Annotated in this window: 19 protein-coding genes; 9 read left to right on the forward strand and 10 right to left on the reverse strand. The window is 45.9% G+C overall.

The annotated features are described in order from the left end of the window. The first annotated feature begins 7 nt into the window (after window positions 1–7). Window positions 8–220, forward strand: coding sequence for a hypothetical protein (locus J3P40_RS17550; protein WP_256007579.1), 213 nt, complete (start codon window positions 8–10; stop codon window positions 218–220). On the opposite strand, the gene J3P40_RS17555 is transcribed toward J3P40_RS17550, so the two are convergent. Continuing rightward, window positions 217–1284: a DNA topoisomerase IB gene (locus J3P40_RS17555; protein ID WP_256007580.1), complete on the reverse strand. Its 1068-nt coding sequence runs from the start codon at window positions 1282–1284 to the stop codon at window positions 217–219. The two genes, J3P40_RS17550 and J3P40_RS17555, sit on opposite strands and share 4 nt — an antisense overlap. An 81-nt stretch (window positions 1285–1365) precedes the next feature. Here J3P40_RS17555 and fmt point away from each other — a divergent pair, with 81 nt between their 5' ends. After that, window positions 1366–2277, forward strand: coding sequence for a methionyl-tRNA formyltransferase (fmt, locus tag J3P40_RS17560; RefSeq protein ID WP_505558760.1), 912 nt, complete (start codon window positions 1366–1368; stop codon window positions 2275–2277). 17 nt (window positions 2278–2294) lie between these two features. On the opposite strand, the gene J3P40_RS17565 is transcribed toward fmt, so the two are convergent. Both J3P40_RS17565 and J3P40_RS17570 read right to left on the reverse strand, forming a co-directional pair. Continuing rightward, window positions 2295–3140, reverse strand: a complete 846-nt coding sequence (locus tag J3P40_RS17565) for an aminotransferase class IV (protein WP_256007581.1) — start codon at window positions 3138–3140, stop codon at window positions 2295–2297. Between the two features lies 1 nt (window position 3141). Then, on the reverse strand, window positions 3142–4179 hold the full coding sequence (locus J3P40_RS17570) for an RluA family pseudouridine synthase (RefSeq protein ID WP_256007582.1): 1038 nt from the start codon (window positions 4177–4179) through the stop codon (window positions 3142–3144). Between the two features lie 229 nt (window positions 4180–4408). Between J3P40_RS17570 and J3P40_RS17575 the strand changes: the two genes are divergently transcribed. After that, window positions 4409–5257 (forward strand): 1-aminocyclopropane-1-carboxylate deaminase/D-cysteine desulfhydrase, encoded by an 849-nt coding sequence (locus J3P40_RS17575; protein WP_256007583.1) that lies wholly within the window; start codon window positions 4409–4411, stop codon window positions 5255–5257. Between the two features lie 5 nt (window positions 5258–5262). Here the strand turns inward: J3P40_RS17575 and bshB1 are convergent, their stop codons facing one another. After that, window positions 5263–5979, reverse strand: coding sequence for a bacillithiol biosynthesis deacetylase BshB1 (gene bshB1 / locus J3P40_RS17580; protein ID WP_256007584.1), 717 nt, complete (start codon window positions 5977–5979; stop codon window positions 5263–5265). 21 nt (window positions 5980–6000) lie between these two features. Continuing rightward, entirely contained in the window at window positions 6001–6618 is a 618-nt protein-coding gene (locus J3P40_RS17585; protein ID WP_256007585.1) for a DUF4294 domain-containing protein, read from the reverse strand. 190 nt (window positions 6619–6808) lie between these two features. Between J3P40_RS17585 and J3P40_RS17590 the strand changes: the two genes are divergently transcribed. The 4 genes from J3P40_RS17590 (at window position 6809) to J3P40_RS17605 (ending at window position 12231) form a co-directional block, all read left to right on the forward strand. Further along, the gene (locus J3P40_RS17590; protein ID WP_256007586.1) at window positions 6809–9016 is read left to right on the forward strand and encodes a RelA/SpoT family protein; all 2208 of its coding nucleotides are present in this window, start codon (window positions 6809–6811) and stop codon (window positions 9014–9016) included. 61 nt (window positions 9017–9077) lie between these two features. Then, on the forward strand, window positions 9078–9569 hold the full coding sequence (locus J3P40_RS17595; RefSeq protein WP_256007587.1) for a Fur family transcriptional regulator: 492 nt from the start codon (window positions 9078–9080) through the stop codon (window positions 9567–9569). 40 nt (window positions 9570–9609) lie between these two features. Then, window positions 9610–10887, forward strand: a complete 1278-nt coding sequence (locus tag J3P40_RS17600) for an adenylosuccinate synthase (RefSeq protein WP_256007588.1) — start codon at window positions 9610–9612, stop codon at window positions 10885–10887. Between the two features lie 39 nt (window positions 10888–10926). Then, the gene (locus tag J3P40_RS17605) at window positions 10927–12231 is read left to right on the forward strand and encodes an anthranilate synthase component I family protein (RefSeq protein WP_256007589.1); all 1305 of its coding nucleotides are present in this window, start codon (window positions 10927–10929) and stop codon (window positions 12229–12231) included. Here J3P40_RS17605 and J3P40_RS17610 read toward each other — a convergent pair. From J3P40_RS17610 to J3P40_RS17625, 4 genes are read right to left on the reverse strand one after another with little or no spacing between them, the layout of a single operon-like run. Then, complete coding sequence (locus tag J3P40_RS17610; protein WP_256007590.1) at window positions 12221–13048, reverse strand: M48 family metallopeptidase; 828 nt, start codon at window positions 13046–13048, stop codon at window positions 12221–12223. The two genes, J3P40_RS17605 and J3P40_RS17610, sit on opposite strands and share 11 nt — an antisense overlap. Window positions 13049–13057: 9 nt before the next feature. After that, window positions 13058–13705, reverse strand: coding sequence for a glycerol-3-phosphate 1-O-acyltransferase PlsY (gene plsY / locus J3P40_RS17615; RefSeq protein WP_256007591.1), 648 nt, complete (start codon window positions 13703–13705; stop codon window positions 13058–13060). Between the two features lie 4 nt (window positions 13706–13709). Beyond that, window positions 13710–14552: a carboxylating nicotinate-nucleotide diphosphorylase gene (gene nadC / locus J3P40_RS17620; protein WP_256007592.1), complete on the reverse strand. Its 843-nt coding sequence runs from the start codon at window positions 14550–14552 to the stop codon at window positions 13710–13712. Between the two features lie 34 nt (window positions 14553–14586). Continuing rightward, the gene (locus J3P40_RS17625) at window positions 14587–14982 is read right to left on the reverse strand and encodes a DUF4783 domain-containing protein (RefSeq protein WP_256007593.1); all 396 of its coding nucleotides are present in this window, start codon (window positions 14980–14982) and stop codon (window positions 14587–14589) included. Between the two features lie 124 nt (window positions 14983–15106). Between J3P40_RS17625 and gpmI the strand changes: the two genes are divergently transcribed. Together gpmI and J3P40_RS17635 are read left to right on the forward strand one after the other, a co-directional pair. Next, window positions 15107–16636 (forward strand): 2,3-bisphosphoglycerate-independent phosphoglycerate mutase, encoded by a 1530-nt coding sequence (gene gpmI / locus J3P40_RS17630; protein WP_256007594.1) that lies wholly within the window; start codon window positions 15107–15109, stop codon window positions 16634–16636. Next, window positions 16636–17178 (forward strand): hypothetical protein, encoded by a 543-nt coding sequence (locus J3P40_RS17635; protein WP_256007595.1) that lies wholly within the window; start codon window positions 16636–16638, stop codon window positions 17176–17178. Before gpmI ends, J3P40_RS17635 begins: the two co-directional genes overlap by 1 nt. 3 nt (window positions 17179–17181) lie before the next feature. On the opposite strand, the gene J3P40_RS17640 is transcribed toward J3P40_RS17635, so the two are convergent. Further along, window positions 17182–17808 carry a tetratricopeptide repeat protein gene (locus tag J3P40_RS17640; protein ID WP_256007596.1) on the reverse strand — a complete coding sequence of 209 codons (627 nt, stop codon included), beginning with the start codon at window positions 17806–17808 and terminating at the stop codon, window positions 17182–17184. Window positions 17809–17895: the final 87 nt, after the last annotated feature.

Consider the following 17895-nt stretch of genomic DNA (forward strand, 5'->3'; position numbering starts at 1 on the left):
GCAAAGAATGGACGAGAAACCAAAACAGAAGAACGAAAAGCCGAGCAGCAATTACCGTGAGGAGGTTCCGAAAGGTAGTGTACCGGCCGATGACCAGGTGGTAAAAAAAACGGAAGATGAGGTTTATCATGCGGACGAGCCTGAGTTTAAAAATCCGGCGAAACGTAAGGAACTGGGCGAACAGCCGGTTCATCCCATAAAAAAGGCGCCCGGGGACTAGGCTGCCTTCTTCTGAGCCATGGCTGTCTTTTGTGCGCGCTTCAGGAACTGCATGAGTATTTTTTCATCATGTTCCATCGCTGATATTGAGGAAGTGGGCTTGTAGTTGATCTTCTTCAGATAAGTGTCCAGTTCGCCGTGCTCAAATGCTTCGAGCAGCAGCGGATACACATAAGAGCTCTTGCAGACCGCCCTGGTGTTTCCCAGCTTGGACGCCACGCAATCGAGCACTTCTACCACGACTTTTTTCCGGGGCACTTCAGTATGGGTGACATAGCAGCGGGCCAGTTGGCGGAATGCCTCCAGGGTTCCTCCCCATGTACGGAAGTCTTTGGCTGTAAAATCGTTTTCCGTGATCTCGCGGATATAATTGTTGATCTTTCCGGAATCTATAGCCCTGTGTTCTTTTCCTTCGGTGTAGTATTGAAATAAATCCTGACCCGGTATATCGCGACATTTTTTAACAAGTTTGGTCAGGGTGCGGTCGTTCAAGGCCAGTTCCTGCTTTACGCCTTTTTTACCCACGAAGCTTATCTTCATGGAGTTTCCATTTATTTTAACGTGCTTGTCTTTAAGCGTGCTCAGTCCGTAACTACCATAAAGCTGCTGGTAAGTTTGATTGCCCACACGTATCAGGGTTTTGATCATGAGCTGAACACAGATGGCCAGCACTTTACGTTCGTCGAACTCTTTCCTGCGGAGATCGCGTGCAATGCTCTTCCTCGCTCCGGGAAGTGCTTTGCCAAACTCCAGCAACCTGAAATATTTACTGTCTGACCGCCTGGATGTCCACAAGGGGTGGTACTTATACTGCTTTCTTCCCGCCGCGTCTATACCGGTTACCTGCAGATAGGCATTTTCGGCAGGCGCAATCCAGACTTGAGTCCAGGCCGGAGGTATGACCAGGGTCTTGATACGGTCGAGCTGTTCCTGATCTTTTATCCTTTTGCCCTCGGCATCTGTAAAAAAGAACTTCCCGGGGTGACCTTGCCGGGTAATACCCGGATTTTTATCGGACACATAGCAGAGTCCGCTCGACTTAATTTCGTCTAAGGTTTGCACCATAGGGGAGGATAATTTCGTTCAATTTTTAGTTAATTTGTATGCCGGCCTGCTTTTTAGCTCGCAGCTTAACATAAACATACGATGATGAGAATAGTTTTCATGGGAACTCCGGATTTTGCCGTCGCCTCTTTAGCTGCGCTTTTAGAGGCAGGCTTCGATATAGTGGGTGTGGTGACGGCCCCTGATAAGCCGTCGGGACGGGGGCAAAAAATACAGGAGAGCGCGGTTAAGCAGTTTGCCGTGGCGCGTGGCCTTAATGTGCTGCAACCGGTTAAGCTGAAAGACCCTGCGTTTGTGGCAGCGCTAAAAGATCTGCAGCCCGACCTACAGGTGGTTGTTGCCTTCAGGATGCTTCCGGAAATTGTATGGAACTTGCCGTCCAGGGGCACCATCAATTTGCATGCTTCTTTATTGCCTCAGTATCGCGGGGCTGCGCCGATAAACCATGCCATCATTAACGGGGAAAAAGAAAGTGGCGTAACGACTTTCTTCCTGAAACATGAGATCGACACGGGCGACTTGATCTTGTCTGAGAAGGTGGCCATCGCGGATGATGACAATGCCGGACAGCTTCATGATAAACTTATGGAGGTTGGTGCAAAACTGCTGGTGAAAACAGTGAGATCAATTGAAGAGGGCAGCTATAGTGAACAAGCACAGCTTACTTCCGATGACTTAAAGCATGCGCCGAAAATCTTTAAAGAGCATTGTTTCATCGATTGGAATCAGCCGACTGAGCAGATTTACAATCTTATAAGGGGATTGAGCCCCTACCCCACGGCATACACCATGTTAAACGGCAAAATACTTAAAGTGTTCGGTTCCGCGGTTGAGACGAAGGAAACGGGCCTGGCCCCAGGGGGTTTTCTGACTGATGGCAAAAGCTACCTGAAATTTGCCGCAAAGGATGGTTTTGTGAGGCTAACCGACGTGCAGTACGAAGGTAAAAAGCGCATGCCGGTTGACGAGTTCCTGAGAGGAATCCGCTTGTAGCAGGGTTATCGGATTACTTATCCGACATTCATTTCGTTGAGTTTGACGCTTAATAGCTTGGAAATTTCGTTGAAATATCGCTTTCTGCCATAGCCCATTACCCAGCGGATTCCACCTATAGCGTTGGTGATAAAAACTTCCTCAGCTTCCCGCAAGACTTCGGGATTGATCTGCGCTTCTGTTACGGCTATGTCGTTCGATTTGGCCAGTCCCATGACCACCCCCCGCATAATACCGGACACACAACCTTCTGAAAGGGCTGGTGTAAACAACTGTCCGTTATATACCACAAAGATGTTAGAGCTGATGCTTTCACATAAAAAACCTGACTGATTGAGAATAAAGGCCTCGTCGAGCCTTCGCTGCTTCTTGAAGATTCCGGCCATGACGTAGAGCAGCGAACTGCTTGTTTTTACGTTGGACAGTTTATTGACCGGCTTGGTCATCTCGTCGTATACATCGACAATAAGCCCCTTCTTGTTTAATTCGTAGCCCTCTTCTGATATGGACGCACTTTCAAGTACATAAGCCGCCTTATTGGATTCGGGCGTATACAAGCCCTCGCCATCGCGATAAACGCTAAGCCTGAACCTTGCATTCCCTTCCAATTTATTTCGCCTGGCCAGCTCTGTAACCTTGCTTTTGAGAAAATATTCGTCCATAAGCGCTGAGCCATCTATTTTGAGCGCCTTCATTCCGGCTTTGAGCCTGTCGGCATGCTGCTGGGCAAACATAAGTTTGCCGCCCAAAAGACGCATAGACTCGAAAAGGCCGTCGCCATACCTGAAGGCACGGTTTTGCGCAGTTAAGATGCTCTGTCCGGCCGGCACCAACTGATCGTTGTGCAAAATGTACTGCTGCATACTATCCATTGACTGCATTATATGCGCTATAATCTCTCCACTTGTCTAGCGCAGCACTGAAGTCGGACGGCAGCGGTGCTTCAAATTCCATGTATTTCCTGGTGGACGGATGCATGAAGCCCAGAACCTGGGCATGTAGTGCCTGACGGGGAAGGAGATCGAAGCAGTTTTGCACAAACTGCTTATACCTGGTGAAGGTAGTGCCCTTTAAGATCTTGTCGCCGCCATAATTTGCATCGTTGAACAGCGGATGTCCTATGTGTTTCATGTGTGCTCTGATTTGATGTGTACGCCCTGTCTCAAGCTGGCAGCTTATGAGGGTTACGTATCCTAAACGTTCGAGCACCGTATAATGTGTTACCGACCACTTGCCTTTTTCTTCATCGTCGTACACATCCATGATGATACGGTTTTTGGCACTGCGGCCTATATAACCTGTAACTGTCCCGTTCTCAGCAATATCGCCCCAAACGAGTGCAACATACCTCCGCGTAATGGTATGATCGTAAAATTGTTTGGCAAGCTTCGTCATGGTGATCTCGTTCTTGCTGATCAGCAGCAGGCCGGAGGTGTCTTTGTCGATCCGATGCACGAGGCCCGGCCGGCCTTCGTTGCCCGGCAGGTGCGGCAGCTGGGCAAAATGGAAAGTCAGTGCGTTGACAAGTGTGCCGGTGTAATTGTTATAGCCGGGATGCACAACCATGCCCGCCGTTTTGTTGACGATGAGCAGGTCATTGTCTTCATATACTATATCAATGGGTATATCTTCCGGGTAAACCTCCGTATCTCTGGGAGGGTGCGGAAATACGATGGATATTTCGTCGGCGGGCTTGACCTTGTAACTCGGCTTGACAGCCTGTTTGTTCACAAGCACATTTCCTGCATCGATAGCGTTCTGTATGCGGTTGCGGGACGCGTTTTCAACGCGATGCATAAGAAACTTGTCGATACGCAGCAGTGACTGTCCTTTATCAACAACAATGTTCAGATGTTCGTACAGATCCTGGTCTTCGGTCTCTTGTGCAGATATGCTTTTCATTAAATGCAAAGCTAATCTTTACAAACCATAAACGGAATGTGAAACTGGCCTATTTTTTGTGAAGCATCATACTACCTGTAATACATGCTTATGAAAAACTTTACTCAGAACGTTAAAATTATTCTTAACTTCTTCCCATATCTACTAAAACAGATTTATTTTAAAAACTGAGCTCTGCTGGGGCTGACCTCTATATCTTTGCGTCATGTGCGCAATTATACATAGCCCGTTGCAAAGACTGAGGGATGGCTCGAGGGGAAATATCCTGGTAAAAAGGGACGACCTGATCGATCCGTTTATTTCCGGAAATAAATGGCGTAAGCTAAAGTATATTCTGGAGAAGGCGGAGCTGGAAGAAAAGTCTCACCTGGTAACCTTCGGGGGTGCTTATTCCAATCATTTACTCGCTACGGCGGCTGCGGCTGCGTCAAACGGACTAAAATGCAGCGCTTTTGTCCGCGGCGAAGAAGTCAACAATGAGATGCTGGTGCTATGCAAACTGTATGGCATGAAACTGTTGTTTACTGACAGGATGCATTATAGAGACAAAGCGCATCTTTTTAAGACGCATTTTGGAGGCGATCCTGACGCATATTTTGTAGATGAAGGCGGTGCGGGCGCGGAAGGCGCGCGAGGTTGCAGCGAGATCATCGGCGAACTGCCTGACAATATTGAACATCTGTTTTGTGCGGCCGGCACAGGCACAACGGCAGCGGGCCTGCTTAAAGGTATCCATGACCAGGGCAGGAAAACGATACTCCATGTTGTCCCGGTATTGAAAGGGGCCAGCTTCATCAGCGACGCAATTCTGCGTTATACAGGGTCTTTGAAACAGCTGGTGCTTCATGAGAATTACCACTTCGGCGGCTACGCCAAAACTACACCTGATCTGATTGCATACATCCGCTCGTTTGTTGCTGCAGAGGGGATATTGATTGACCCGGTGTACACGGCGAAAATGTTTTTTGCCATTGACGACCTCCGGATAAAAGGCAGTCTTGACAGATTGGAGTCGGTTGTGGCCCTGCATACCGGGGGACTGTTGGGTATTTTGGGGATGAAAGAAAAGCTGGCTTAAGTGGTTTACCGCAAGTGGAATAGATCATCTACGCCGAGCAGCTTACGGCTGGTAAAGCCTTCTGCATACGTTGCGCCTATAGCCTTGCCAAATTCCCTTGCCCTGGAGATAACGCTTTCCATGAATTCCGGTGAAGAGATATAGGTTGCGGGGCCCTCGAGCTCAGGATTGTAAAACTGGGTTTTAAATGCCTTTATAGCAGCGATTTTGGTGTCCATAAACGGGGTTATGTCGACAATAATATCCGGTTTGATATACCGGTCCTGTATGTACTGAAGTACCAGCGACGGCCGCCACGCAGACTGTGCTGTCCCGTCTAATGATGTTTCTATTTTGGAAAGACCGGAAAGGAAACAGGCATCATTGGCCAGATCGCCGGCACGGCCATGATCAGGATGCCGGTCATCAAGCGCATTGGTGAGCACAATTTCGGGCTGATACTTACGGATCATTTTAATGACTTCGATCTGATGCAGTTCATCGTTCTTGAAAAAACCGTCGCGAAGCCTGAGGTTCTCACGGGCGTGCAAACCGAGTATCTGTGCTGAATCAAGAGCTTCCTGGTCCCTCGTCTCTGCCGTGCCTCTGGTGCCCAACTCTCCACGGGTAAAATCGACAATGCCGACTTTCTTTTGTTGTGCTATATGTTTAAGAATTGTTCCTGAGCATCCGAGCTCAGCATCGTCGGGGTGGACTGCGAGTACGAGTATATCTAATTTCATTAAAAGGTGTCTTACGAAGTATTACTGATAATAGCCCGAAGATACAATTATGGATTCAATATCGCGTTCCTGAGATGGGTCGTACGTGCTTTTTAAATTGTGCCCGACAACTCTGGCAACCGACTGATACAGGAACGCTGTAACTCCGCCCTTGGTTTCCTTCACGATATCGTAGGTCGTCCGTCCTAATTCTCGGTCGATCAATTTGGTCAGTATCTGCCCCTGGGTGATTGTAAGTTCCTTGATCTCGCGGTTAAACATGTCTTTAATTTCCTTATCACATTGTTTTACCAGCTTCTTCTGCGCTCTTTTGTCGGGCGTTACCGCAAGATCGCGTTCAAGCTGTTCGTAACGCCTTTTGGCATACAGCGCATAAGGCATTACTTTCATAACGTTATATCTGAGGCGGTTGTAGGCAACGCGCTCGGCGTTGGACCTGAAGATGCGTGTGCCGTAGATGGTTACTTCCCGAAGCGGGATCCAGGGGATCATTTCGCCGTCTACATTGGTTCCGGCTACACGGATAGTATCATTTTTACCGAGTACAGGCATTTTTACTGATATGCCACTAACCTGCGCCCGCACGGGAGCCACAGCAATAATGACAATTAACAGAACAATTAACCTATAAAATTTCATAAATTTATACCCCTGTAATGATAACGCTAATATAATCTGGCATTTGATTTTATTCTAATGTAGCAAATTATTCGCAACTAATCAAGCATCCCAACTTAACAGTAAACTGATATTTCGAATAATTATTGTACATTATAACGCAGGCTTTTGCAAAAGGTTAAATTTAGTTTATGAAAGGAAATAAAGATTGATGAAGAACGCCTTGGTGATAGATCTGGAAGCGGAAAAACAGGAGATATTAAAGAGATACCGGGCATTGCTGCGCGCCTGCAAACCTACATTGCAGCGGGGAGATAAAAAGGAGATCAGAAAAGCATTTGATATGGCCCTTGAAAGCCATAAAAACATGCGCAGGAAGTCTGGCGAGCCTTATATCTATCATCCTATTGCCGTGGCACAAATTGCCGCGGAAGAGATTGGACTGGGCACCACTTCTATCGTTTGCGCTTTGCTGCACGATGTTGTTGAGGATACGGATATAACGCTGGAGGATATTGAGCGGGAGTTTGGCAAGAAAACGGCGAAGATCATTGATGGCCTCACCAAGATTTCCGGGGTGTTCGATTACAACAGTTCGCTTCAGGCTGAGAATTTCCGGAAGATGCTTCTTACGCTTGCTGACGACGTGCGCGTTATTCTGATCAAGCTGGCTGACAGGTTGCATAACATGCGTACGATGGACTTTATGCCCCGGCAGAAGCAGCTGAAGATTGCCTCGGAAACGATTTATTTGTACGCGCCATTAGCGCACCGATTGGGTTTGTATGCGATTAAGTCGGAGTTGGAGGACTTGTCCATGAAATACCTGGAACCTGACACTTACAAATATATAGCGACTCAGCTCAATGAGAAAAAGGCAGAAAGGGCGCTTTTCATAAAGCGTTTTGTGGAACCGATCAATGAGATTCTGGCTGAACAGGGATTGGTGGCCGACGTGTATGGCCGCCCGAAGTCTATTCATTCGATCTGGAACAAAATGAAAAGCAAGAATATTCCTTTCGACGAGGTGTACGATCTTTTTGCGATACGTATTATTCTGGATAGCGCTCCGGAAAGTGAAAAGGCCGACTGCTGGAAGGCTTATTCTATTGTAACGGATCTATACCGGCCCAATCCTGACCGGCTGCGCGACTGGGTATCGTCGCCCAAAGGGAATGGATATGAATCTCTTCATACCACGGTAATGGGCCCGAAGGGGCAGTGGGTGGAGATTCAGATTCGTACAAAACGGATGAACGAGATTGCCGAGAAGGGTTTTGCTGCCCATTGGAAATACAAGGAATCGAGTAATGACAATGGGCTTGACCAGTGGATCATGAAGGTACGGGAGATGCTGAACAATCCGGAGTCGAACGCCCTGGATTTCCTTGATGATTTCAAGATGAACCTCTTTTCTGATGAGATATTCATCTTCACGCCTAAGGGGGCGCTGATTCAGCTCCCGCTGGGGGCCACCGCACTGGATTTTGCGTTTGAAATACATACTGATGTTGGCGCAAAGTGTATTGGCGCGAAAGTGAACCACAAACTGGTTCCTCTCTCCTATAAATTGCAGAACGGCGATCAGGTGGAAATTATCACTTCAGGCAAACAGATGCCGAAGGAAGATTGGCTGAGTATTGTGGTGACGGCCAAAGCGAAGTCGAAGATCAAGTCGTCACTGAAAGAAGAGAAGCGTAAGATTGCAGAAACGGGCAAAGAGATCCTTGAACGGAAGTTAAAGTCGCTCAAAATCACTTACAGCACGGATAACCTGAACAAGATTGCCTACTTTTTTAAGTTACCCTCCACACAGGACTTATTTATCGCTGTTGCAAACGGAAAGATAGAGGTTAAGGATTTGCGCGAGTACCAGGCGAGCGAAAAGGAACTTGAAAGCCGGGTAACGGAGAAAACGGAGCAGCAGCAGATTGAAACGATATTAAGCAAGGTTAAAAGCCCGGAGTCTGACACCTTACTGATTGGCGAAGACCTGCAAAAAATTGACTATACCCTTGCGGCTTGCTGTAACCCAATTCCGGGTGATGACGTATTTGGCTTTGTGACGGTTAACGAGGGGATTAAAATTCATAGGACAAGTTGCCCGAATGCAGCACAGCTGATGTCGAATTATGGCTACAGGGTTGTGAAGGCGAAATGGAACAAGCAGCAGGAACTGACTTTCCTGACCGGACTGCATATTATTGGTATTGATGATGTGGGGCTGATCAATAACATCACCAAAGTAATTTCGAACGATTTTAAAGTCAATATGCGGTCTATAACGGTGGATACAGATAACGGGATATTTGACGGTTCGATCATGGTGTTTGTGCATGACAAGGAACACCTGGATAACCTGATCGAAAACCTGTTACGTGTAAAAGGGGTAACGGGAGTTACGCGATTTGACGCCTAAAATTCCGGACAAATATTAGCGTTTTATATAAAAAGTGGTACCTTTGAAGGAGTTGAAATTTATGTCTACAAACCATAACAGCGAGCTGGTAAGAAAAATATTTGAAGCTTACCTCGAGAATAAAAGCCTTAGGAAAACGCCTGAACGTTTTGCTATCCTGGAAGAAATTTATTCGAGAGATGATCACTTCGACGTAGAGACCTTGTATATACACATGAAAAACCAAAAATATCGTGTGAGCAGGGCAACTGTTTATAATACCCTCGAATTGCTCGTATCGTGTGACCTGGTGACCAAGCATCAGTTTGGCAAAAACATGGCGCAGTTTGAAAAGTCGTATGGATATCACCAGCATGACCATATCATATGCATCGATTGTGGCAAAGTGGTTGAATTCTGTGACCCAAGGATCCACCAGATCCAAACTATGGTTGGCGATTTGTTAAAATTTGATATAAAGCACCATTCGCTTAACCTGTATGGTATTTGTTTCGATTGTTCAGCAAAGGCCGCGATGAATATCCAGAATGCTGACGTGAAAAATGCAAGTTAAACTATCCAATTATATATATCCTAGTTTTTAAATTTAAGTAATGACGCAAGTAGATGTGCTTCTTGGCCTGCAATGGGGCGACGAAGGCAAAGGTAAGATTGTTGATGTGTTAAGTCCGCAATATGATTTGATCGCTCGTTTCCAAGGTGGACCAAATGCTGGCCATACGCTGGAATTTGATGGTAAAAAATTTGTATTGAATACCATACCTTCTGGTATCTTCAATGAAAAAACCATGAACCTGATCGGCAACGGCGTTGTTATTGATCCCATTATTTTAAAGAAGGAACTGGACAAACTTAAAGATGCCGGACACGACCCTGTAGCTAAAGGTAAACTTGTAATTGCGCGGAAAGCGCATCTTATATTGCCTACTCATCAGCTTCTTGATGCAGCTAATGAGCAGAAGATGGGAAAAAACAAGATAGGCTCTACTTTAAAAGGCATAGGCCCGACTTATATGGATAAAACCGGAAGGAACGGGCTTCGTGTTGGTGACACTACGCTTCCGGATTTCAGGGAGCGTTATGACAGGCTTGTGGAGAAGCATAAAGAAATGCTTGCTCACTATGATTTCCAATATGACCTTACTGAAAAGGAAGCTGCTTTTTTTGAAGCGATCGAATTTATTAAGCAGATACCGCATGTAGACAGCGAGCATTACGTAAATGGTTACTTGAGAGAGGGCAAAACAGTATTGGCGGAAGGTGCTCAAGGTACTTTGCTTGATGTTGACTTTGGATCATATCCCTTTGTAACTTCTTCTAACACAACTACCGCAGGGGCCTGCACAGGTCTTGGAATTGCCCCAACCAGTATTGGTCATGTTTACGGTATTTTTAAGGCATATTGTACCCGGGTAGGTGGAGGCCCTTTTCCAACTGAGCTTGACGATGAAACCGGTGAAACCTTACGTAGCGTAGGCCACGAGTTCGGTGCAACTACGGGAAGAGCACGCCGTTGCGGGTGGATTGATTTGCCGGCGCTGAAATACGCAATCATGCTGAATGGTGTGACGGAATTGATCATGATGAAGGCGGACGTTCTGGACGGCTTTGAGAAAATCTATGTTTGTACGCATTATGAGCATGACGGACAGATCATTGACTATATGCCGTATGACATTACCTCGATTAAACCAACACCTGTATTGAAGGAAATTGAGGGTTGGAAAACTGATGTGACGGGCATTACATCTGCAAATGAAATTCCTGGCAGATTGTCGGAATATATCAGCTACCTGGAGCGCGAGCTTGCGGTACCGATCCGCTTCCTTTCTGTAGGGCCTGACCGGAAACAGACACTGCAATTGACATAAGTGATAAAGAGCGGCTATGCCGCTTTTATTATTTATCACATGCTTATTAATCGGATGGATCCAGAGGATTTTCTGCTGTTTAAACGAAAAGCGCTGCAATGGGCGTCGAATTTTGACGTTTGCTGCTGCCTGGACTCTAACGGCTATGACGATAGATTTGGACATTATGAGTTTATGCTTGCCGCCGGAGCAGCCCGAAGTGTTGAGGCGCAGGCAGGCAATGCTTTTGACACGTTAAAGCATTTCTACAGCAAAGATAAGCCTTGGATGTTCGGCCTGTTTGGGTACGACCTTAAAAACGAAACCGAACGCCTTCGGTCCGAAAATATAGACGGTCTTGAATTTCCTGACTTGTTTTTTTTCGTTCCCGAATATCTGATTATCGCTTGTGGGACGAAGATTGAAGTCGTAATCGGAGAAACGCACATTCTCAAAGAAATTGACAGACAGGAAACGTTCCAGACGCCTGATGTCGCAATACAATTTCAGCAAAGAATTTCCAAGCAGGCGTACCTTGAAATTGTGAGCAAGCTGAAAAACCATATATCGCGTGGTGATATATATGAAATCAACTTTTGCCAGGAGTTCTTTGCTAATCAGGCATACCTTGACCCTGCCGGGGTGTACCAGCAACTTAAAGCAATATCCCCCACTCCATTTTCGGGCTTCCTAAAAATGAACGACAAATATATACTTTGCGCCAGTCCGGAAAGGTTTATCTGTAAGCATGGCGAACGCTTGATCTCACAGCCAATTAAAGGAACAGCACCACGCGGATCTAACGCCGATGCGGATCAACTCATCCGGGAACGATTAAAGACGGACATGAAAGAGCAGACCGAAAACGTGATGATTGTTGACCTGGTAAGAAACGATTTGACCAAATCTGCCAAGAAAGGCACAGTTAAGGTAGAGGAACTCTTTGGCATCTATGCTTTCCCGCAGGTTTATCAAATGATTTCCACGGTGACCTGCGAAAGGGATGCTGAAGTGGATCTGATCGACGTGATTAAAAATGCTTTTCCAATGGGCTCGATGACCGGCGCGCCAAAAGTAAGTGCCTTGAAATTGTCTGAAGAATATGAACGCAGTAAGCGAGGTGCTTATTCCGGCGCGCTAGGGTATTTTACTCCCTCTGGAAACTTCGATTTTAATGTGGTGATCAGAAGTATTTTGTACAACGAAACTAAACATTATGTCTCTTTTCAGGTTGGCAGCGCAATAACGCATACTGCTGTCGCTGAGAACGAATACGAAGAATGCCTTTTGAAGGCCTCTGCGATCATGGCTGTGCTTAACAACAAAAAAACCGCTGTGAACAGCGGTCTTGAATCTATCGGATAGGTTTCCCTGTTGTAGAGTTGTAATATCGTTGTGCCTCTGGTAGAGCTCGCTGGATTTGAGCAATACGTGTAGCATCACTCGGGTGTGTACTTAAAAACTCAGGTGGTTTCTGGCTTCCCTGTGAGGCGCTGGACATTCTTTGCCAGAAGGATGTGGCATTTTGCGGATTGTATCCTGCCATTGCCATAAATATGAGACCTAATCTGTCTGCCTCCAATTCCTGATTTCGCGAGTATTTTAACATCGCAATTGGAGCTCCAACGCCGTACAGGGTGTTAAAAACAGATTGACTGCGTGGATTTCTAGACAAGGCCACGTTTCCGGCGACACCTATGCCCTGCGACACCATTTCCTGAGACATACGTTCGGCGCTGTGGCCTGCTATTGCGTGAGCGATTTCATGCCCTAAAACCGTTGCCAGGCCAGCATCATCCTGCGTGACAGGCAGTATTCCGGTATAAACCACAATTTTTCCGCCGGGCATGCACCATGCGTTCAGCTCCTTACTCTGAACAACATTCACTTCCCACTTATAGTCGGCAATCAGGTCTCCGTAATTGTTGTTGTTCATATAATTCTTCACAGAAGCAATTAGCTTGTTGCCTACATTCTTAACCCGCTGCGCCTGAGCGTTATTACTGGGCAAAACCGCACTTTTGTTTTCTGTAAGAAACTCGCTGTAAGCTTGAAATGCCATTGGCAACACCTGATCGTTACTCACCAGGTTTAACCTGCTTCTGCCAGTCAAGGGTACCGTAGAACAAGATGATAGGGCCAGCGCAACCGCAACTGATCCTGTAAGTAATATCCTTCTCATGATTTAGAATTAAATTTTTCCTTTTTTAAAGAGGTATACTTTCGATTCCTTGCCTTTAAGCAGCCGTTCGAGATTTTTCTGGTGGGTAACCAGGACCAGTATGCAGACACACATCCCATATAAAACTTCCGACTTTATAGAAGAATGCAGAATAAATACAATGCTTAAAGGGAATGTAAACCCTGCACATATGGAGCTTAGTGATACGTACTTCGTAACCAGCAACACGACAACAAAGACAAGAACACAAAGCATAGCCGCCTGGAAGTTTACTGCCAAAATCATTCCAAAAAGCGTGGCAACGCCCTTACCACCCCTAAACCCGGCGAAAACAGGAAAAAGATGGCCCATAACAGCGGTGACGCCAAGTGCCAGCTGGTAATTGATAAACTGTGAAGAGTTTTGCGGCCCGGTAACAGAGAGCCCTATAAAATAAGCCAGTTGGGTTGCTGTAAAACCTTTAGCTATATCGATGATCATTACGGCAAGTCCTGCCTTTTTTCCCAGTACCCGGAAAGTGTTTGTCGCCCCGGCATTCCCACTTCCGTATTCCCTTACATCCACGCCATAGAATGCCTGTCCGAGCCAGACTGCCGTGGGTATGGATCCTAAAAGATAGGCAAACAGAACCGCAAAAATCGAGTAGACCGATATCATATCCTTAAAAAGCTTTTAGACTCAGGTCAAGACTTTTTACAGAATGAGTGAGCGCACCCATGGATATATAATCGACGCCACAAGCGGCGTAAGCCACCAGGTTGTCTCTGGTGATGCCACCTGATGCTTCGGTTATATAACGTCCGCCGATCAGGTTAACTGCCTCTGTCAGGTCGGCATAGTTAAAGTTGTCTAACATGATCCTGTCTACAGAGCCTGCCGCTAAAACTTCCGACAGCTCCATAAGGTTTCTCACCTCAATCTCGACCTCCAGTTGCTTTTTATGATTGCTTAAATAGTCGTTTGCCGACTCAATTGCGTTTTTGATACCTCCGGCAAAATCAACATGGTTGTCTTTGATGAGGATCATATCGTATAAGCCCGTACGGTGATTAACACCCCCTCCGATACGTACTGCCCACTTCTCGAAGTAGCGGAATCCAGGCGTCGTTTTGCGCGTATCTAAAAGCTTGGTTTTGTAGGGTTCGAGAAGGTTGACGAGGTCGCGGGTTATGGTTGCTATCCCGCTCATGCGTTGCATGCAGTTCAACACCAACCGTTCTGAAAGTAAGATGGACTGCACATTTCCGGAAACGACCAGAACAACATCACCTTCTGCAACCTTGTCTCCATCCTTAGCGTACGCTTCAACGATCAACTGCTCGTCTACTGCGTGGAATATGCTTAGCGCGAGTTCGACTCCTGCTATGACCCCACTTTCTTTCACAAGCAGTTTTGCTCTGCCTTGTGTATTCCCCGGAATTGTTGCTAGTGAGGTATGATCACCATCTCCCTGATCTTCTGAAATAGCGTGTCTTACGAACTGATCTATGATTTGCTTATCCAAAACTTAAATTTATTCCAAAAATAGCATTTTAGAACTACTTCTCGGCCTCAATTCGCAATTCGGTGATAAAAAACGAAGCGGCGATTTTCTTCATTGTAACAGATACCCTGAAATTTCCGCTTTTTGTTGCAAGCGAGAAAGCTCCGTATCTGTAATTAGGATTTGTATCAAGGCGGTGTATAACTGCTGCCTTGACAGGAGGATGCTTAGAAAAGAAACTTCTCAATATTTGTTCTGCCTGTGCTTTTGCATACACATCTTCTTCGTCAATAACGCTTAATTCCACTGATGAGGTAAATGAGGATGCGATCTCTTTGGAATTACCCGCCTTGAGCTGATTCGATAGATTATCTAAAATATCGACCTGTACCGCATTGCCTGAAACAACGCTGTAAGAGAGCAGGAGTATGGATAAAAGGTACTTGATCATATCATTAGCTAATGTCAGAATTCGCACACAAACTATGCCACAGGTGTCCGAACTTGCGAATTTGCTTCGAAAGAACATATCTATGCCCTATATTTGCCATTCCACAGATTCTAAACTTGTGCTAATGAATACTAATAAAAAGGTCGTGCTTCTAATCCTGGATGGATGGGGATATGGAAAAAGAGATCATTCCGACGCAGCTTTTGTTGCAAATACACCGTTCTTTGACAGTCTGCAGGAGAAATATCCTCATTCCAAATTGGAAGCCTCAGGAGAAGCGGTTGGCTTGCCTGCAGGACAGATGGGTAATTCTGAAGTAGGTCATATGAACTTGGGCGCAGGCAGAATTGTGTACCAGGAACTGGGCAGAATTAATAAGGCTATAAGCGACAGAACATTGCACGCTAATGAGGTTTTATTGGATGCATTCCATTATGCCAAGGTAAACAACAAGGCTGTTCATTTTATCGGTTTGTTGTCAGATGGAGGAGTACATGCTCATATTAACCATCTTAAAGCGCTTTGTGACGCTGCCGACGAGCAGCATCTTGAAAACGTTTTTATCCATGCGTTCCTGGATGGCAGAGATACTGACCCTAACTCAGGAAAGGGCTTCGTTACGGATCTTTCCGAGCATTTGTCTCAGAGGAATTCGAACGCGAAACTTGCCAGTGTAGTGGGTCGCTACTTCGCGATGGACCGGGACAACCGCTGGGAGCGAATCCGTATTGCCTATGATATGCTTACAAAGGGCATCGGCCAACACACCAATGACGTGCTCGGTGCTATTACTGCCTCATACGAAAAGGGCGTAACAGATGAATTTGTACAACCAATAGTTATAACAGCACCTGATTTGCGTCCGGTTGCCACCATCCAGCCCGACGATGTGGTAATTTGTTTTAATTACAGAACAGACCGTGGCCGCGAAATTACTTCGGCGCTTTGTCAGACAGATTATCTTGACTTTGATATGCATTGTATGAAGCTGCATTATGTAACGATGACGAGTTACGATGAGAGCTTCAGGAACGTTAATGTTATTTTTAGAAAAGACGACCTCTCGCTTACACTGGGCGAAGTTTTGGAGCAAAACCAAAAACGGCAGATCCGCATTGCTGAAACGGAAAAATATCCTCACGTTACGTTCTTTTTCTCGGGCGGACGTGAAAAAGAGTTTGACGGAGAGAAGCGTATCCTTATCCCCTCTCCGAAGGTGGCTACCTACGACCTGCAACCTGAGATGAGCGCAGATGGAATTGCTGATGCAATTTGCTTAGAGCTGGTGACTGGCTGGCCTGATTTCGTTTGTCTGAATTTTGCAAATCCGGATATGGTAGGCCATACAGGTGTTTTTGAGGCTGTGGTAAAGGCGGTAGAAACTGCAGACCGTTGTATGGAGCGCGTGGTGACAACAGGCGTTGCGCATGGGTATTCTTTCATCATTTTAGCCGATCATGGCAATTCTGAATTTATGGTTAACGAGGATGGCTCTGTAAACACCGCCCATACTACTAATTTGGTGCCGTGCATCTTAATTGATGATGATTACCATTCAGTTGCGGACGGAAAATTAGGCGACATCGCGCCCACCGTTCTGAAAATTATGGGTATTGCCAAGCCTGAGGTAATGACCGGGACGAGTCTTGTTTAATGAAGCCTGCTTCCAAAATACTTTGTTTACTGATTGTTACCTTATCTGCTTGTACCAGCGAACCGAAGGAGGTATTAAGAGGCGAGTATTTCGACCTAGCGGGTTATCTGCATAAAGAGGCCAGGCAATTATCATCAACCGTACGGAGAGCCAAAAAAACCGTAGGTATTGATGGTAGCTATGAGACAAAGGAATTGCAAATCACAGATTGGGAAGAGGAGCTTGCCCCTTTCATCGATGCCGACATCAATAAGGCTGCATGGAGGGGAAAGTTTAGGGAAGTTAAGGATACGAATAAGGTTTCTTACGTGTCGGAAGACACAAAGATACCGGTTAAGGAGCTTTCAGTTTCGTTCGAAAACAATGCGATAAATGCGATTTCTATAGTACTTAAAACGGATAATATATTGTATTCATCGTACGACAGCCTGCGGTTCTTCCCCGATAGTCTCTATGAGATCAGACGGGTTCAAAAAATTAACATGCTGGGACAAAAAGTTTACACGGTTCGCGCCTCCTTAAAAAAAAGCAAAGCGGAATAATTGCTATTTTAAACTGGCTATTTGTGCCTTTACGTAATCTACCAGTGAAACGATGTCTTTACGTTGAGGCTGGATCAGGAGGATTTTATTAAAGTCAGAAATTGAGTTATTAAACAAGGCAAGGCATCCTGCTTTGTCGGACGACCGCTTGATCTTGTAGGACTTATAAATTGCATAGTCCTTATAGGCAAGTCCCCTGTTTTGGAGAAGTTGCGGATCTTCTTCTCCGTTTATTTCTATTGCTTTGCTGAAATCTTTTATAGACGCCAGATAGAAGCCTTCCCGCAATTGATTCGAGGACTCTTTAGGGTCGTTTGCAACGTTTAGCCGTGCTTTGCCACGATAGTAGTACGCGGAATAATCGCTTGGCTTCACATTAATAAACCGGGAATATGCGGATATGGCGTGATCAAAGTTGCCGCATTGATAATACGAGTAACCAAGCATTTTTAAAATGTTAGCATTGCTGGGGTCTTTTGCCTCCGCCTTTTCCAGCTGCGTTACCGCTGCCTTATAGTCGCCCTTCAACATGGCGCGCATTGCTAATCTATCGTAATTATTCGCTTGACTGAGGGCAGCACTGCTGGAACTTAGCAGAAGTATAAACACAGCCAGTTTTAAATGATTCATCTTTTTATGTTAAAAACTATCCCACATGTACAAGCAAAGTTATAATTATTTGCGACTTTTCCTTTGCCTCTTCAATGTTATAACGGC

Source organism: Pedobacter deserti (assembly GCF_024436415.1).
Lineage (GTDB): Bacteria > Bacteroidota > Bacteroidia > Sphingobacteriales > Sphingobacteriaceae > Pedobacter > Pedobacter faecalis.

Bases quoted from the DNA above. Each gene is read 5' to 3' on its own strand.
- J3P40_RS17610 (WP_256007590.1), bottom strand. From the start codon at position 13,048: ATGAGAAGGATATTACTTACAGGATCAGTTGCGGTTGCGCTGGCCCTA.
- bshB1 (WP_256007584.1), bottom strand. From the start codon at position 5,979: ATGAAATTAGATATACTCGTACTCGCAGTCCACCCCGACGATGCTGAG.
- J3P40_RS17555 (WP_256007580.1), bottom strand. From the start codon at position 1,284: ATGGTGCAAACCTTAGACGAAATTAAGTCGAGCGGACTCTGCTATGTG.
- J3P40_RS17600 (WP_256007588.1), top strand. From the start codon at position 9,610: ATGACGCAAGTAGATGTGCTTCTTGGCCTGCAATGGGGCGACGAAGGC.
- J3P40_RS17585 (WP_256007585.1), bottom strand. From the start codon at position 6,618: ATGAAATTTTATAGGTTAATTGTTCTGTTAATTGTCATTATTGCTGTG.
- J3P40_RS17590 (WP_256007586.1), top strand. From the start codon at position 6,809: ATGAAGAACGCCTTGGTGATAGATCTGGAAGCGGAAAAACAGGAGATA.
- J3P40_RS17550 (WP_256007579.1), top strand. From the start codon at position 8: ATGGACGAGAAACCAAAACAGAAGAACGAAAAGCCGAGCAGCAATTAC.
- J3P40_RS17625 (WP_256007593.1), bottom strand. From the start codon at position 14,982: ATGATCAAGTACCTTTTATCCATACTCCTGCTCTCTTACAGCGTTGTT.
- J3P40_RS17640 (WP_256007596.1), bottom strand. From the start codon at position 17,808: ATGAATCATTTAAAACTGGCTGTGTTTATACTTCTGCTAAGTTCCAGC.
- J3P40_RS17595 (WP_256007587.1), top strand. From the start codon at position 9,078: ATGTCTACAAACCATAACAGCGAGCTGGTAAGAAAAATATTTGAAGCT.
- J3P40_RS17570 (WP_256007582.1), bottom strand. From the start codon at position 4,179: ATGAAAAGCATATCTGCACAAGAGACCGAAGACCAGGATCTGTACGAA.
- gpmI (WP_256007594.1), top strand. From the start codon at position 15,107: ATGAATACTAATAAAAAGGTCGTGCTTCTAATCCTGGATGGATGGGGA.
- J3P40_RS17635 (WP_256007595.1), top strand. From the start codon at position 16,636: ATGAAGCCTGCTTCCAAAATACTTTGTTTACTGATTGTTACCTTATCT.
- J3P40_RS17565 (WP_256007581.1), bottom strand. From the start codon at position 3,140: ATGCAGCAGTACATTTTGCACAACGATCAGTTGGTGCCGGCCGGACAG.
- J3P40_RS17605 (WP_256007589.1), top strand. From the start codon at position 10,927: ATGCTTATTAATCGGATGGATCCAGAGGATTTTCTGCTGTTTAAACGA.
- plsY (WP_256007591.1), bottom strand. From the start codon at position 13,705: ATGATATCGGTCTACTCGATTTTTGCGGTTCTGTTTGCCTATCTTTTA.
- fmt (WP_505558760.1), top strand. From the start codon at position 1,366: ATGATGAGAATAGTTTTCATGGGAACTCCGGATTTTGCCGTCGCCTCT.